This window comes from Kocuria sp. CH-021, assembly GCF_049716185.1.
GTDB lineage: Bacteria > Actinomycetota > Actinomycetes > Actinomycetales > Micrococcaceae > Kocuria > Kocuria cellulosilytica.
This window is the reverse complement of record NZ_JBNAFK010000012.1, coordinates 77,287-92,504: the sequence shown is the minus strand read 5'-3', so window position 1 is coordinate 92,504 and position 15,218 is coordinate 77,287. Positions and strand designations below refer to the sequence as shown.

The window sequence follows — 15,218 nt, the reverse complement described above, 5'->3', positions numbered from 1 at the left end:
ACGCGTCCCGATCGGAAGGCCCCCCCATGACTGACCGCGCTGCCCTCGACACCCCTCTCGACCAGGCCCGCGGGCTGCACGTGGTCACGCTCGGAACGGCCGCCGGGCCCGCGATCCGTTCGGAGTGCCCCGGCATCGCGACCGCCATCGTGGTGGACGGCCGGTTCTACCTCGTGGACTTCGGTCTCGGGGTCACCCGGGCCGCCCATGCGGCGGGCCTGCGCGGCGAGAACCTGATGGCCTGCTTCGTGACCCACCTGCACTCGGACCACGTGGCCGAGATCCCCGCCTACCTGCTGTGGAACTGGGGCCGGCCCGTGCAGGGCTTCACCGGGCCGGTGCAGATCCTCGGCCCCGGCCCGGCCGACCCCCGGGCCGGGGCGGTCGGGATCGCGGGTCTCGTGCAGCACGTGCTGCAGGCCTACTCCTACGACATCGACGTCCGCATCGTCGACGAGGGCCGTCCGCCGCTGTACGACCTCGTGCAGGTCGAGGAGATCGAGCTGCCGGCGTCCGCGGCCGGAGCCGACGGCGAGCACACCCCGGAGATGGACCCGTTCGTGGTCTACGAGGACGAGTTCGTGCGGGTGAGCGCCATCCTCGTGGAGCACCCGCCGATCTTCCCGGCCTTCGCCTTCCGCTTCGACACCGCCTACGGGTCGGTGGTGGTCTCCGGGGACACGACGGAGAGCCGGAACACCGCCACGCTGGCCGACGGCACGGACCTGCTGGTGCACGAGGCCGTCAACCTCGACTTCTACCGGGCCCGGGACTTCGGCCCGGAGTTCCTCAACCACCAGGAGATCTCGCACACCACCCCGGCCGGGGTGGGCCGGGTCGCCGCCCGTGCCGGGGCCGCCCGGGTGGTCCTGTCCCACCTGGCCGGGGTCGCCACCGACGCGGAGTGGACCGCCGGTGTCGCGGCGGAGTACGCCGGGCCCGTGAGCGTGGCACGGCCGGGCGAGGTCTACGCCGTCGTGCCTGCCGAAGCCCCCGCGACCAGTTCTGCCTGACCCGCCGGGCGGGGTGTCAGGCGGGGACGCCCAGCGAACGGGTGATCGCCGCGGACGCCACCTGCAGCGCAGGAACGATGCGCTGGGAGTCCTTGATCCTCGCCAGGGTGACGATGCCCAGAGCGGCGATCACGTCGCCTCCGGCGTCCCGGACCGGCACCGCGAGGCCGTGCGCACCGGGGGAGTGCTCCCCGTCGGTCGTCGCGTAGCCGCGTTCGCGCACCGAGGCCATCTCCCGCTCCAGCCGGGAAAGGTCCACGATGCTGCGCGAGGTCTCCCGCACGAGCGCCTGGGTGCAGGCCTCCCACAGCTCGGCGGGCCCGTAGGCCAGCAGCACCTTTCCGCCGGCGCTGGTGTGCAGCGGCAGCTTGTCCCCGGGGCGGGCGATCGGAGCGCCGACGTGGGTGCCCGCGATCCGGTCCAGGAGCAGCGCCTCCGTGCCGTCCAGCACGAAGAGGTTGACGACCTGGCGCGTGGCGAAGAGGACGTCCTGCATGTAGGGAGCGGCCACCTGGCGGAGCCCCCGCTGCATCGGGGCGAGCATCCCCAGCTTGGCCAGGCGGGGCCCCACCGTGTACGTGCCGTCCGGCCGGCGGCTCACCGCTCCCCACCCGGACAGCTCCTTGAGGAGCCGGTGGCAGGTGGCCACCGGAATCCCGCTGCGCCGTGAGATCTGGGACAGGGTCTGCCTGGTGTGCGTGGGATCGAAGGATCCGAGCACCTCCAGGACCCGGGAGGTGACGGAGCGCCCCGGGGTGTCCGCGTTCCCAGCCATGCTTTCCTCTTCCACTGGATGGAAATCTGGGGCCAGTCTAGTGCGGCGCCCGCCCACAATGAGCCCCATGGACCTGCAGACCGCCACCGACGCCGTGGCCGCCGTCGCGGTGCCGCTCTTCGCGGTCACCAGCATGGTCGCCGTGGGCCTGGGGCACACGGTCCAGCAGTTCCTCGCACCGCTCAAGGACGTGCGGCTGGTGCTGGCGGGCATGGCGGCGAACTTCGTCGTCGCCCCGGCCGTGGCTTTCGGCGTCGTCTCCGCACTCGGCATCCCGGACGAGGCCCGTATCGGGCTGATGGTGCTGGCCTGCGCCGCCGGGGCGCCGTTCGTGCTCAAGCTGTCGAAGCTCGCGCGCGCGGACATGGCCGTGTCCTCGTCCTTGCTGGCGGTCATGCTGCTCGCCACCATCGGCTACATGCCCGTGGCGCTGCCGGTCCTGCTCCCCGGTGTCGAGGTCGCCCCGGGCGCCATCGCCTCCGTGCTGCTGCTGACCATGTTCCTGCCCCTGGTCGGGGCGGTGCTGCTGCGCCAGTTCACCCCGGCGGCCGCGCGTCTGGCGCAGGGGCACGTGGGGCGGCTGAGCCTCGTGGCCATGGTCGTGATGCTGGTCAACCAGTTCGTCGCCGACCACCGCGAACTGGCCGGTCTGGCCGGCACCGGGACCTTCGCGGCGATCCTGGCCTTCATCGCCCTGAACTTCGGGCTCGGGTGGGTCCTGGGCTCCTGGAGGTCGGGCGGTGGGGCTGTCCTGGGCATCTCCGCCTCCCAGCGGAACATGGGCGCGGCCACCGTGGTGGTGCTCGCCAACTTCGAGGACTCCCTGGCGGTGCCGACGGTGGTGCTGGCCGGCTTCCTCGCCCTGATCGTGCTGGTGCCCGTGGCCCGCTGGCTCGGGCGTGGCGCCGAGCCGCCGGTCGGCGAGGCGCTGGCCGCTCACTGAGCGAGCCGTCCCGAGCGTCTGTCCGCAGGAGTGCCGCCGGCTTCCCAGGGCGGCGCAGGAGGTGCCGGCCACGACACGCGTCACTCGCAGGCCAGGCCCTCGACCCCACCCCGGTCCAGCGCGGGGCGGTAGCCGGGCTGGTCCGAGCGCAGCGGGGCCGCGCCGGCCGCGCGCACGGCGGCGCAGTCCGCGTAGTAGACCTCGCCCGTGGCGGAGGAGCCCGTGGCGGAGGACCCGGCGGCCGCGGATTCCGTGGCCGGGGAGCCAGTGGCCGAGGACTCCGCGGCGGACGGCTCCGCCGGGGCGGCGTTCCCGGCGGGCGGCGTGGCGCCGGGCAGCTCCTGCTCCGGGCAGCCGGCCAGCACCTCCGCCATGGCGTCCCGCTCGGCGACCGTCACGGACAGTTCGTAGCGGGTCTTGACGGCGATCTGCGTGGCCACGTACTCGCAGCGGAACGCATCGTGCGGCGGCAGCCACTCGGCGGCGTCGGAGGCGGACTTCTCCCCGTTGGTCGGCCCGTCCACGGCCCGCAGGTTCAGGGGGTCGTTGGCCAGGGCCGTGCGCCCGTCCGGGTCCAGCCGGTCGGCCCCGGAGACCCACGCGTTCCGCAGCGCCACCACGTGGTCGATCTGCACGTCGGAGGAGGTCAGAGGACCGCGCTGGAACGCGATCGTCCGGCCCGTGTAGGGGTCCTCGAGGGTCCCGGAGAGGACCGTGCACCCGTCGTCGTCGACCACGTCGCCGGTCAGGTCCCGGGCCAGGACGTCGTTGCGGGCGTCGCAGCCGTTGCCGTCGGGATCGGCCCAGTCCCCGAACTGGTCGAGCCGGTCGTAGTCCTCGCCGCCGGCGGCGTCCTCGACGGACAGGGCGGCGAGCGCGCGCTCGGCGGGGGAGGAGCCCTGCGGGGCCGGCGGGGTGCACCCGGCCAGGACGCCCACGGCGAGCGCGAGCGGGACGAGCACCGCCCTCCGGGTACGGGGCTGCGGGGCTGCGGTCCTGCGCACGGTGCTCCCTCCGCTTCGGCCGGTGCTGTCGGGTCTCCCATTCTCGCAGGTCAGCGTGCAGGGTAGATTGCAGCACCGGAGGGGGGCAGGAATGAGACGAGGCTTCGCCGCGGCCCGCGTGCTGGCGGGCCTGGCCCTGCTCGCGGCCGTGGCCGGGCGGCTGCAGGCCTATCTGCGGTTCTGGATCGAGCGCGGGGACCAGGCCCTCGCGGTCGACGTCGCGAACTTCTTCTCCTACTTCACGATCCAGACGTCGCTGTTCCACGCCGTGGTCTTCGGGATCGGGGCGTGGTTCCTGCTCGCCCGGCAGGGCGCCGAGCCGGGCCGGTTCGCCGCCCTGCGGGCCGCGGCCACGACGTACACGGTCACCACCGGGGTGGTCTACAACGCGCTGCTGCGCAGCCTGCCGCAGGAGGTGGGCCTGGAGCAGCCGTGGGCCAACGAGGTGCTGCACACGATCGTGCCCGCCTACGCGCTGCTGGACTGGCTGTTCGCGCCGGGCCGGAGCCGGGTCCGGTGGCGCACGGTCGCGGGCATCGTCGTCTACCCGGTGCTGTGGGCGGTCTACACCCTGGTGCGGGCGCCGTGGGTGCTGGACGAGGGCACGGGCAACCCCTGGTGGTACCCCTATCCGTTCCTGGACCCCAACGAGGCGGCCGGCGGCTACGGGGCGGTGGCGGTCTGGATCGCGGTGCTCGCGGTGGCGATCACGGCGACGGCCGCGGTCCTCGTCGGCGTCTCCCGACGCGGAGCACCGGCTGCCGACGGCCACGAGGACGACGGGGGCGGACGCCGCCGCTGACGGACCGGGCTGCCCAGGCCCCGCCCGCACCGGGTCACAGCTGCGGCACGCACTCCCCGGCGCCCAGCTCGGCGAGTCCGGCCCGGTCCCCGGCCGCGAGCACGGTGGCCCCGCCCCCCGGGTGCATGAGCTGGGCGGGGTCGTCGACGTGGGTGAGCCCCACGACGTGCGCGAGCTCGTGCACGATGGTCGCGCGGACGTGGGCCGCGCCGTCCGGGCGGTCCAGCACCTCCGTCAGCCCGGGGGCGTCGAGGGTGACCTGGCCGGTGACGTAGACGAACGGCCGCCCGGGCGCCTGCCGGGGCGTGCTGCCGCCCAGCCCCACCACGTTCCCGGCCAGGTCCGGGACCTCGGCGGCGTCGGACCACGTGATGAGCACGGGCGCCCACTGCCGCCCGTAGCGGTCCGGCTGATAGGGGGCGCGCTGGGCGGACGGGGCCTCCGTCGTCGTCCCGTCGGCGACGAACCGCAGCCCGGTGGCCGCGGAGATCTCGGCCACGGCTTCCTCGACGAGCCGCTGACCGCCCGGCGGGGCGCCGTCCGGGCGCACGACGTAGTGCACGGGGCGGCAGGGGTCGTAGGCGACCATCGGCTGGCCGGGGTCCGGGGAGTCCATGAAGCGGTAGCCGCCGGTGTCCGCGACCGCCGGGGGCGTGCCGAGCGGCGCCCGCGCGGCCTCGACGCCGGGCGGGGGCGCCGACGCGCCGGGGAAGTACGGGCGGAGGACCGGCAGCGCGTAGTCCTGGAAGAGCCCGGGCGTGAACCAGAGCATCAGCAGCACCACCACGCCCACGGCCGGCGTGGCCCGCCACGCCCTGCTGCGGCTCCGGGGCACCTTCGCCCAGCGGCGGGCGGAGCGCCGGGCGGCACGGGCGGCGCGCCGCGCCCGGCGCCGCCGTGCGCCCGGGCTCAGCAGGGCCTGCTGCCGCTGCTCCAGGGCGTCGTCGAGCACCCACTGCGGGGTGCGCCCGCTCGGTGACGTCCGGAGGCGTGCGCCGGCAATGCGCTCGTCGCGGTTGCGGGGCGACGCTCCCCGATGCGGCGTGGCGCCACCGGGCTGGGGCATGCTTCCTGGCTTCTGTGCGCGGGCGGGCGGTCGTGCCGGCCGTCTTGAAGTGTACGAAAGCAAATCACCGGGGGCATCCTCTCCGCGCTCTGTAACGGGGATCCGCCTGTCCACAGTCCTGCCTACACTGGCCCGACGCAGCCCCGACCGCGAAGGAGCACCGCAGTGCAGACCACCCCGCACCAGAACGTCAGCTTCCCCTCGGCCGGCGGGCAGGCCCACGGCTACCTGGCGCTGCCGCCCGCCGGACGGGGGCCCGGGGTGATCGTCATCCAGGAGTGGTGGGGGCTGACCGACCACATCCGGGACGTGGCCGACCGGCTCGCCGCCGAGGGCTTCGTGGCCCTGGCCCCCGACCTCTACGGCGGGTCCGTCACCCACGACGGCGAGGAGGCCGCCGAGATGATGTCCCGGCTGCCCGAGGCCGAGGGCGTCCGGCTGCTCGCCGGGTCCGTCGACTTCCTGCTGGGCCACGAGGCGGTCACCAGCTCCACGGCGGGGGCCATCGGCTTCTGCATGGGCGGCGGCTTCGTCCTCGCCCTGGCCGCCGACCAGGGCGGGCGGATCGGCGCCGCGGTGCCGTTCTACGGGGTCGGCCAGGGCGTGCCGGACGCCTGCCACGGGGTGCGCGCGGCGGTGCAGGGCCACTACGGCCGGGAGGACACGGCCTACCCGGTGGAGCAGGCGGAGGCGCTCGAGGAGCAGCTGCGCCGCGAGTCCTCCGCGCCGGTCGTGGAGTTCCACTACTACGACGCCCCGCACGCCTTCCACAACGACCGGAACCGGCCGAACCACCGCCCCGAGGCGGCGACCGCGGCCTGGGAGCGCGCGGTCGCCTTCCTCCGGGAGCACGTGCGGTAGCCGACGACGACGCCGGTCCCCGCCGGCCGGTGCGGGCGCGGTCCCGGCGGCGCCGAGGCGCGGTCCTGGCGTAACCGGGCGCGGAGCCGGCGCGGCCCGGCCGTTCCCAGGGCGGGCCCGCCCCGGTAGCGTGCGAGGCACGGCCCTGAGCTGAGCGGAGGCGGCATGACCGAGATCTGGCCCGTGGTCCACGCCGAGCGCCGGGCGCTGGCCCGGGACCTGGCGAACGTCCCGGCCTCGCGGTGGGCCACCCCCTCGCTGTGCCCCGGCTGGGACGTGCACGACGTCCTGGCCCACCTCGTCGACGACGCGAGCACCACGCGCCTGGGCTTCCTCCGCCGGCTCGCGGCCGCGGGCTTCGACTTCGACCGCTGCAACGCCCGGGGCATCGCGCGGGAGCGCCGCGCCGACCCGCGGGACACGCTGGCCGCGTTCCGTGCGGTGAGCGGCCGCACGACGAGCGCGCCGGCGCCGCCGGCCACCCGGCTGGTCGAGGCGTTCGTGCACGGGGAGGACATCCGGCGCCCGCTCGCCCTGACCCGCCGATATCCGGCCGGGCCGGTCCTCGAGGCCCTCCGGCACCAGCTGCGGACCAGCGGCAGGCTCGGCGGCGGCAGGGACCGGGCGGCGGGGTTGCGCCTCGTGCCCGCCGACGCCGACCCCGGCGCCGTCCTGGGCGGCGGGATCGGCATCGGGACCGGCCCGGAGGTGCGCGGCAGCGCCCTGGCGCTGCTGCTCGCGGTCTCCGGTCGCCCGGTGGACCCCGGGGAGCTCACCGGCCCCGGGGCCGGTGAGCTGACGCGCTGAGCACCGGCCTCCCGACGCCGCAGCCGGACGACACACCACACCCGCTCCCGAGTGTGATCCTTGACACCCGCACCGGGATGTCCCTACTCTCCTAACACGTGTCAGGAACCTGACACGTGTTAGTTCAGCAAAGTGAGGACACGCGGATGACTGCAGCGAGCAGCATGACCCGTCGCGCGCTACTGGGGGTCGGCGGCGTCGCCCTGGCCGGAGCCACGGTGGGGGCGTGGCCGCGGCTGACCGGCTCCGACATCCCCGGCCGTGGTGAGGACGTCCTGACGATCGCGATCCAGGGCACGTCCCAGGACGCCGCGAAGCGCCAGCAGCTGGTGGACGAGTTCCGGGCCGAGCACCCGGACATCCCGGTGCGGATCCAGGCCGTCCAGAGCGCCGACTGGGGAGACTTCTTCTCCAAGATCCTCACCATGGTCGCGGCCGGCCAGGCGCCGGACCTGGTGTACGTGGCCACGGAGGGCACCCAGCTGTTCGCCGACCGGCTCGCGGTGCCCCTCGACAGCTTCGTCCAGCGGGACGCCGCCACGATGGGCGAGTACTTCCGCGACGTGCACCCCAGCCTCGTGGAGGCCTTCATGTACAAGGGGAACCTGTACCAGCTGCCGCTGGAGTTCAACGCGGCCAACATGTACCTCAACACGGCGGCGCTGCGCCGGGCCGGGGCGGAGCGGCCCGCCGACGACTGGACCAAGGACGACTTCACGGGGCTCATGCGCGCCATGCAGCGCTCCAACGAGGGCTCCTTCCGCCCCTACTACTGGACGAACCGCCTGTTCGGCGGCGTGGTCCCGTGGCTCTACGCCAACGGCACCAGCTTCCTCACCGAGGAGAAGGCCCCGGGCGGCGGCTGGCTGTGGAACAGCTTCTACGGGGACCACCCGGCGGGTGCCGACCGCAGCGGCGGCTACCTGTGGACGGGCTCGAACGTCCGGGACGAGCGGGTCACGGAGACGTTCGACCACCTGCGGGAGCTCGTGCAGGAGGACCTCGGCGTGCGCCCCGAGGAAGGCGGCGGCAACGCCCTGATCGGCCTGTTCGCCTCCAACCGCGTGGGCGCCACCCCGGCCGGCGGGTACTGGGCGCAGGGGCTGAACGAGGCCGGGATGGGCCCGGAGGCCTTCGACGTGCAGTTCTTCCCCCGCTGGCGCACGCAGCGGCACCAGTTCGGCGGCGCCGGCTACGCGCTGATGAAGACCTCGGAGCGCAAGGACCAGGCGTGGGAGTGGATCAAGTTCACGGCCCGCAAGGAGTCGATGCAGCTGGCCATGCCCCACCCGAACACCACCCCGAGCCGGCGCTCCATGGTCACCGCGGACTTCTACCGCGGGGCCGGCCCCGAGCACTGGCAGGTCTTCTACGACACGCTGGACCGCTTTCCCAGCACCGGGCCCATACCCGCCCCACCGCAGCAGGCCGCCGTCGAGTCCGCGCTCATGAAGCACGTGGCGGTCGCCATGGGCGGCGGGGCCGGCCAGATGACGACGGCCCTCGACCGGCTCGACACCGAACTCGCTCTCATCCTCGGGGAGGACGCATGACCACCATCGCACCGGCGCCGGCACCGGACGTCGCACGGAAGACGGCCTCCGCACCCGCGCCGCCACCGCGGCGGACCCGGTCCCGGGCCGAGAAGTGGATGACCGTCGTCTTCCTGGCCCCGACCGTCATCGGGATGGGCGTGTTCACGGTGCTGCCGATCCTGGCCTCCGTGGTGCTGGCCTTCTTCCAGTGGGACATCATCTCCGCACCCGAGTTCGTGGGGCTGCGCAACTTCACCGAGCTCGTCACGGACCGGACCGTGCGGGTCTCGTTCCTCAACACGATCGTGTTCGTGGTGGTCGCGGTGGCCCTGCAGCTGTCCCTCGCGATGACCCTCGCCGTGCTGGTGCAGGGGAAGATGCCGGCCTGGCTGCGGCTGTTCTTCCGCTCCACGTTCTTCTTCCCGCTGATCCTCTCGGCGGCCAGCGTCTCGATCTTCATGCGCTACATGTTCAACGAGCAGTTCGGCGTCGTGAACTGGCTCCTCGGCATCGTCGGCCTGCCCGCGGTGCCCTGGCTGACCACCACCACCGGGGCCTCGCTCGTGGTGGTGCTCGTCTACGTGTGGCAGAACTTCGGCTTCACGTTCCTGATCCTGCTCGGCGGGATCGCGTCCATTCCGAAGGAGCTCTACGAGGCGGCCGACCTCGACGGCGCCAAGGGCTGGTCCAAGTTCCGCAGCGTGACCCTGCCCCTGGTCAGCCCGACCCTTCTGGTGGCGTCCGTGACGGCGATCATCACGGCGCTGCAGGTCTTCGACCAGCCCTACGTGCTGACCCGCGGCGGACCCGGGGACTCGACCCGCTCCGCCGTGATGGTCGTCTACCAGACGGCGTTCCAGCAGCTGGAGTTCGGCAAGGCGTCCGCCGTCGGGCTGGTGCTCATGGTGCTCATCATGCTCGTCACCCTCGCGCAGTTCCGCCTCTCGCGGCGCTACGTCCACTACCAGTGAGCTCTCCCGACCGACGAAGGAACATCTCATGTCTGCACCCGCTCACACCCCGCCCCGGACGGCCGGTCCGGCGCCCCGCCGACGCCGGCGCCGGGCGCTGCCCACACCGGGACGTGTCGCCGGTCTCCTCTTCCTGCTGGTCGCCACCGTCGCGGTCCTGGGCCCCGTCATGTGGACCCTGTCGACGTCGCTGCGCAGCCCCAGCGAGGCCTTCGACCTCCCGCCGAAGTTCCTCCCGACCGACCCGGACACCACGGCCTACGCCGAGGTCGCCCAGCAGATCGACCTGGTGCGGCTCGTCCTCAACAGCGCACTGGTCACCGCGCTCATCGCCGCCGGGCAGATGCTGACGGCGGCCATGGCCGGGTACGTCTTCGCCCGCATGCGCTTCCGGGGCTCCGGGCTGATGTTCGGCGTGGTCCTGGCCACCATGATGGTCCCGGTCCAGGTGACGATCGTGCCCGTGTTCATGCTGGTCCGCGGCATGGGCCTGGCCGACACCCTCCTGGCGCTGATCATCCCGGCCGTCCCCACCGCATTCGGCACGTTCCTGATGCGCCAGTACTTCATGGGGCTGCCGAACGACTTCGCCGAGGCCGCCGCCCTGGACGGCGCGAGCCCCTGGCGGACCTTCTTCTCCATCTACGCGCCGCTGTCCCTGCCCGGCATGGCCATCGTGGGCATCCTGGCGTTCAACTACCACTGGAACGAGTTCTTCCGGCCCCTCATCCTGACCATCTCGGAGCAGAACTTCACCCTCCCCCTGGGCCTCGTGTCCCTGCAGGGGAACCTGGGCACGGGCTCCATCTCCGTGGTCCTGGCCGGCGTCGTGATCTCCATGATCCCCGCACTCATCGTCTTCGTCTTCGGGCAGCGCTACCTGCGCGAAGGCCTCACCGCAGGAAGCAGCAAATGACCCTCTCTCCCAGCACCGCCTCCTCCGTCCTGCCCGCGAGCCGGGCCTTCCCCCGGACGCACCCCCGGCCCGCCCGGGGCTGGCTCAACGACCCCAACGGGCTGTGCCGGGTCGACGGCACCTGGCACGTGTTCTTCCAGTACAACCCCGGCTCCGCCCGGCACGACGCGATCCAGTGGGGACACCTCTCCTCACCGGACCTGGTGACCTGGCAGGAGGAGCCGGTGGCCCTGCGCCCGCAGCAGCACGGCCCCGACGCGTTCGGCTGCTGGTCCGGGGTGGTCACCGTCGACGACGGGCGCCCGACCGCGGTCTACAGCGGTGTCGAGGCCGGCGACGACCGGTCCCGGGTGACCCTGGCCACCGGCTCGGAGGACCTGCGGTCCTGGCGGCAGGAGGGCGTCACGGCGGCGGAGATGCCCGCGGACCCCGGCGTCGTCGCGGTCCGCGACCCGTTCCTCTTCCGCTGGGCGGGGCGGCGGTACGCGCTGCAGGGCGCGGGGCTGGCCGACGGCCGGGCGGCGATCCTGCTCTACGACGCCGCCGACCTGGAGCACTGGACCTACCGGGGCGTGTGGCTGGCCTCGGACCACCCCGTGCTCAGCGCGGACCTCGACGCCTCGATCTGGGAGTGCCCCCAGCTCTTCGAGGTGGTCGAGGGCGAGGTGTCCCGATGGGTGCTGATCGTCTCCCGGTGGATGCGCCAGGAGGACGGGACGGGCCGGCTCCAGGACGTCCGCTACGTCGTCGGGCACATGGACGAGGAGCCCGACGACGACGGGGGCCGGGTCCGGGGAGCTGCACCCCGCTTCACCCCCGAGGCCTGTGGCGCCGTGGACACGGGGCCGGCCTTCTACGCGCCCCAGGTGCTGGCGCTGGAGGACCGCACCCTCCTGTGGGGCTGGTCGTGGGAGACGCGCCCGGAGGAGATCAGCGACGAGGAGGGGTGGGCCGGCCTGCTCACCTGGCCGCGCGAGCTCCGCCTGGACGGCGACGTCCTCGTTGCCGCCCCCGCCGCCGAGTGCACGGGGCACCGGGGGCGGCCCCTCGAGCTGACGTCCGCGGACGGGACGATCGAGCTGCCGGACGCCGCCGAGCTCCGCGCCACGGGCCCGGACGCCGCCGTGCGCCTGCTGCTGCGCGGTCCCGCCGGCGAGCGCGAGGTCTGGTCGGGGCGCGCGGGGACGGTCGTGGTCGACGGCTCCGTGGTGGAGCTCTACGCCCAGGACGGGCCGTCCCACACCCTCCGGGCCTATCCGCAGGACGGCGAGACCTGGTGCGCGGTGGTCGAGCCGGGCGCGGTCACCGGGTGGGCGCTGGGCCCGTCGACGCCCTGACGATCAGCGGGCAGTCGATGCGCTCCACGGCGGGCGGGACCTCGAGGCCTTGGAGCTGCTCCAGGAGCAGCTCCACGGCGCGGGCCCCGATCCGCTGGTGCGGCAGGGCGACGGTCGTCAGCGCGGGGACGAGCTGATCGGCCACGCTCTGCTGGTCGTCGACCCCCACGAGGGAGAGGTCCTCCGGGACCCGCAGGCCCGACGCCGCCGCGCAGAGCAGCACGCCGGTGGCGGTGCGGTCGTTGGAGGCCAGGATCGCCGTCGGCGGCCCGGGGCGGGCGAGCAGGTGCTGGGCCGCCCGGTAGCCGTCCTGGATCTCCCAGCCGGTCGGCTCGACCGTGAGCCGCAGGCCGTCCCGGCCGAACTCCTCGCAGGCCGCCTCGAAACCCTGACGGCGCAGCGGCGTGGCCGGCGAGTCGGACGTGCCGGTCAGCAGCGCGATCCGGCGGTGCCCGAGGCCGAGCACGTGCTCCGTGGCGCGGCGCATCCCGGTGACCTCGTCCGGGATCACCGCGGGAAGGCGCTCCTGCGGGTCGTAGCAGTTGGCGAGCACCGCGGGGCGGTGCAGCAGCGGCTCGGGCGGGTCCAGCTCCACGAGACCGCCCGTGGCGTAGACCAGCCCGTCGACGTGCCGGTGGATCAGGGCCTCGGCGAGCTCGAGGTCGCGTCCGGGCACGCCCTCCGTGTCGGCCACGGTGAGCACGTAGCCCGCCGGGCGGGCGACCGAGCCGGCGCCGCTGATGATCCGGCCGGCGAAGGGGCTGGTCACGATCTCGTCGGTGATGACGCCGATGGTGCTGGTGCGCTGGCTCTGCAGGGCGACCGCCACCGCGTTCGGCACGTAGCCCAGCCGCTGCACGGCATCCCGGATCCGCTGCTGGGCCGTCGGCGACACGTTGCCGTCGGCGTTGTTGTTGAGCACCATCGACACCGCGCTCCGGGAGACCCCGGCCTCGCGCGCGACGTCGGCGGCAGTGGGGTTGCGGGCCATGTTCCTCCGGCAGTAGCACCGGTCTCGAACCGGGTCGGTGTGCGGCCCTCAGTCTATCGGGGACGGCCCGCCCGGCGCCGGGGAAACCGCCGTGGTGCGGTCTCCCCGGCGCCGGGGGCGCAGCGGACTCAGCGGACCAGGGCGAAGAGGATGCCGCTGATCGCCACGAGCCCGGCGACGGTCACGAACACGTTGGACAGCTGCCCCCGGTAGGGCGCCAGGGCGGGGATCCGGCGCACGGCGTACATCGGCATGAGGTACAGGATCACGGCGATGACGGGCCCGGCCAGGGACTCGATCAGGGACAGGATGCTCGGGTTGAGCACCGCGGCCGCCCACGTGGTGAGGAAGACGAACACCGCGATCCCGCGGCGCAGCGTCCGCTCCTGCGGCTGACGGGCCTGCGCGGGCAGCATGCTGCGCACGATGCCCGCCGCGCCCTCGGCGGCGCCCAGGTAGTGGCCGAAGAACGAGGAGACGATGGCCACGATCGCCACGGCCGGGCCGAGGTAGCCGATCCAGGGGCTGTCCTGCACGTTGGCCAGGTGGGAGAGCACCGGCAGGTTGGCGTCGCGGGCCTCCTGCAGCCCGGTGGTGCCCAGGGACAGCACGCAGGACCAGACGAACGCCATGGTGAACAGCACCAGCAGCACCGTGGTGCGGCGCAGCACCCGGGACGCGGCCTCCGGCGCGCGCACCCCGTGCTCGCGCTGCATGGCCAGGGAGAACTGCGAGATGGCCGGGGAGTGGTTGAACGCGAACACCATCACCGGGATGATCAGCCAGACCGACAGCGTGAGCTCGCCGGCGGACGGCACCACGGCGAGGTCGCCCAGCTGCCAGGTCGGCACGAGGTAGACCGTCACGCCCAGCAGGGCGAGGATCAGCGGGTAGACGAGCCACCGGGTCACGGCGAGCATGAGGCGCTGGCCGGCGACCATGACCAGCATCATCAGGGCGATGAGCACCCCGGAGAGCAGCACGCGGGGCACCGGGGGCAGGCCCAGCTGGTTGACCAGCAGGCTGTCGACCGTGTTGGTGATGCCCACCCCGTAGATCAGCACGATGGGGTAGATCGCGAGGAAGTACAGGACGGTGATGACCCGCCCGGCGCCCTCCCCGAAGTAGTCGCGGGCCACGACCGTGATGTCCTCGCCCTGCTTCGGGGAGGCGCACACGAAGCGGGCGAGCGCCCGGTGGGAGAGGTAGGTCATCGGGCCGATGAGGACCGTGACGACGAGCAGCGGCCACAGGCCGCCGGCGCCCGCGTTGATCGGCAGGAAGAGGATGCCCGCGCCGATGGCGGTGCCGAACAGGCCGAGCATCCAGCCGGTGTCGACCGCGGAGGGCCGACTCCGGGGCGCAGCGGGCGCGGCCGGGCGGTCCTGGGCAGGGGTCGTGGTCGTCGGGGAGAGGGCGGTTTCTGCATCGGCGGAGATCGTCCGCGGGGCAGGGGAGCGCGACATGGTGGTCCTCGCTGGATGTGCACAGTGGGGTGGACCACAGGGACGATACCAGCCGGACAGGGCCGCTCCGGGCCTGCGGCGACCGCCCGGAGCGCGACACGGGCGCCGGGTGCCGCCCGTGGACGGCCGCCGTGCCTACGGTGAGCGCATGAGCGATCGTGAAGCACCCGGCAACGAGCTGTTCGTCCTGGGCATCGCCCTCGGCCCGGCGTTCGGCGTCCTCCTCGGCGTGCTGATCGGCAACGTCGGTCTGGGCGTGGCCGTCGGCGTGCCTGCCGGGCTGATCCTCGGGCTCATCGGCCGGACCGTGGTGCAGAACCGCCGCCGGAACGACGACGGGGAGCCCGTTCCGCCCGAGTGACGCACCGGGGGCTGTCGCCCCGGGAGATCAGTGCTGCCGCAGGGGGCGTCCCACGATCCCGGTGGAGACCGCGAAGTACGCGGCGGCCGCGAAGAGCAGCGTGGCCCACCCGTAGGCCTGGGAGCCCAGGGCCAGGACGGCGCCGTTGGCGACGAACAGCATGACGGCCGCGACCGTCAGCCACTGTGCCACCTGATTTCCGCGGACCTCTCGTACCCCTGCCACTGTCTTTCCCTCCGTCGTTGCTCCACCGGCCTGCTGCTGCAACCGGGTGAGCCCAAGTTAGGTGCCGGGCGGGGCATATGTCTGGCTACTTAAGTCCAGACCTCCACGCCGCCGCGGAAACATCGCACCTGGTCAGGGGCGGGAA

General features: G+C 73.5%; 16 protein-coding genes. 10 read left to right on the top strand and 6 right to left on the bottom strand.

Annotation, left to right across the window (positions count from 1 at the left end; translation table 11 throughout):
• Nucleotides 1–26 precede the first annotated feature (26 nt).
• The gene (locus tag ACPYN7_RS11110; protein ID WP_424347684.1) at nt 27–1,013 is read left to right on the top strand and encodes an MBL fold metallo-hydrolase; all 987 of its coding nucleotides are present in this window, start codon (nt 27–29) and stop codon (nt 1,011–1,013) included.
• 16 nt (nt 1,014–1,029) lie between these two features.
• Here ACPYN7_RS11110 and ACPYN7_RS11105 read toward each other — a convergent pair whose 3' ends face one another.
• Nucleotides 1,030–1,788, bottom strand: a complete 759-nt coding sequence (locus ACPYN7_RS11105) for an IclR family transcriptional regulator (protein WP_424347683.1) — start codon at nt 1,786–1,788, stop codon at nt 1,030–1,032.
• A 67-nt stretch (nt 1,789–1,855) separates the two neighbouring features.
• Here ACPYN7_RS11105 and ACPYN7_RS11100 point away from each other — a divergent pair, with 67 nt between their 5' ends.
• Nucleotides 1,856–2,731 (top strand): bile acid:sodium symporter family protein, encoded by an 876-nt coding sequence (locus ACPYN7_RS11100; protein ID WP_368824537.1) that lies wholly within the window; start codon nt 1,856–1,858, stop codon nt 2,729–2,731.
• 80 nt (nt 2,732–2,811) lie between these two features.
• On the opposite strand, the gene ACPYN7_RS11095 is transcribed toward ACPYN7_RS11100, so the two are convergent.
• A complete protein-coding gene (locus ACPYN7_RS11095; RefSeq protein ID WP_424347682.1) occupies nt 2,812–3,735 on the bottom strand; it encodes a GmrSD restriction endonuclease domain-containing protein in 924 nt (307 codons plus the stop codon).
• Between the two features lie 91 nt (nt 3,736–3,826).
• Between ACPYN7_RS11095 and ACPYN7_RS11090 the strand changes: the two genes are divergently transcribed.
• The gene (locus ACPYN7_RS11090; protein WP_058872858.1) at nt 3,827–4,537 is read left to right on the top strand and encodes a Pr6Pr family membrane protein; all 711 of its coding nucleotides are present in this window, start codon (nt 3,827–3,829) and stop codon (nt 4,535–4,537) included.
• Between the two features lie 34 nt (nt 4,538–4,571).
• Here the strand turns inward: ACPYN7_RS11090 and ACPYN7_RS11085 are convergent, their stop codons facing one another.
• Nucleotides 4,572–5,603: a peptidase gene (locus tag ACPYN7_RS11085; protein ID WP_424347681.1), complete on the bottom strand. Its 1,032-nt coding sequence runs from the start codon at nt 5,601–5,603 to the stop codon at nt 4,572–4,574.
• A gap of 165 nt (nt 5,604–5,768) precedes the next feature.
• On the opposite strand from ACPYN7_RS11085, the gene ACPYN7_RS11080 reads away from it, so the two are divergent.
• The 6 genes from ACPYN7_RS11080 to ACPYN7_RS11055 all read left to right on the top strand — a co-directional run bounded on the left by ACPYN7_RS11080 (nt 5,769) and on the right by ACPYN7_RS11055 (nt 12,030).
• The gene (locus tag ACPYN7_RS11080; RefSeq protein WP_058872859.1) at nt 5,769–6,464 is read left to right on the top strand and encodes a dienelactone hydrolase family protein; all 696 of its coding nucleotides are present in this window, start codon (nt 5,769–5,771) and stop codon (nt 6,462–6,464) included.
• A 165-nt stretch (nt 6,465–6,629) separates the two neighbouring features.
• Nucleotides 6,630–7,271 (top strand): maleylpyruvate isomerase family mycothiol-dependent enzyme, encoded by a 642-nt coding sequence (locus ACPYN7_RS11075; protein ID WP_424347680.1) that lies wholly within the window; start codon nt 6,630–6,632, stop codon nt 7,269–7,271.
• Nucleotides 7,272–7,417: 146 nt separating this feature from the next.
• Nucleotides 7,418–8,824 carry an extracellular solute-binding protein gene (locus tag ACPYN7_RS11070; protein ID WP_058872861.1) on the top strand — a complete coding sequence of 469 codons (1,407 nt, stop codon included), beginning with the start codon at nt 7,418–7,420 and terminating at the stop codon, nt 8,822–8,824.
• Nucleotides 8,821–9,777, top strand: coding sequence for a carbohydrate ABC transporter permease (locus ACPYN7_RS11065; protein WP_424347679.1), 957 nt, complete (start codon nt 8,821–8,823; stop codon nt 9,775–9,777). Before ACPYN7_RS11070 ends, ACPYN7_RS11065 begins: the two co-directional genes overlap by 4 nt.
• Nucleotides 9,778–9,805: 28 nt before the next feature.
• Nucleotides 9,806–10,693: a carbohydrate ABC transporter permease gene (locus ACPYN7_RS11060; RefSeq protein ID WP_157571266.1), complete on the top strand. Its 888-nt coding sequence runs from the start codon at nt 9,806–9,808 to the stop codon at nt 10,691–10,693.
• Entirely contained in the window at nt 10,690–12,030 is a 1,341-nt protein-coding gene (locus tag ACPYN7_RS11055; RefSeq protein ID WP_424347678.1) for a glycoside hydrolase family 32 protein, read from the top strand. Before ACPYN7_RS11060 ends, ACPYN7_RS11055 begins: the two co-directional genes overlap by 4 nt.
• Here ACPYN7_RS11055 and ACPYN7_RS11050 read toward each other — a convergent pair.
• Entirely contained in the window at nt 11,996–13,021 is a 1,026-nt protein-coding gene (locus ACPYN7_RS11050) for a LacI family DNA-binding transcriptional regulator (protein ID WP_058872863.1), read from the bottom strand. The genes ACPYN7_RS11055 and ACPYN7_RS11050 overlap by 35 nt on opposite strands.
• Before the next feature lie 128 nt (nt 13,022–13,149).
• Entirely contained in the window at nt 13,150–14,487 is a 1,338-nt protein-coding gene (locus ACPYN7_RS11045) for an HAAAP family serine/threonine permease (RefSeq protein WP_424347677.1), read from the bottom strand.
• Between the two features lie 148 nt (nt 14,488–14,635).
• Here ACPYN7_RS11045 and ACPYN7_RS11040 point away from each other — a divergent pair, with 148 nt between their 5' ends.
• A complete protein-coding gene (locus ACPYN7_RS11040; protein ID WP_424347676.1) occupies nt 14,636–14,848 on the top strand; it encodes a hypothetical protein in 213 nt (70 codons plus the stop codon).
• A gap of 27 nt (nt 14,849–14,875) precedes the next feature.
• Here the strand turns inward: ACPYN7_RS11040 and ACPYN7_RS11035 are convergent, their stop codons facing one another.
• The gene (locus tag ACPYN7_RS11035) at nt 14,876–15,040 is read right to left on the bottom strand and encodes a hypothetical protein (RefSeq protein ID WP_017834952.1); all 165 of its coding nucleotides are present in this window, start codon (nt 15,038–15,040) and stop codon (nt 14,876–14,878) included.
• Nucleotides 15,041–15,218: the final 178 nt, after the last annotated feature.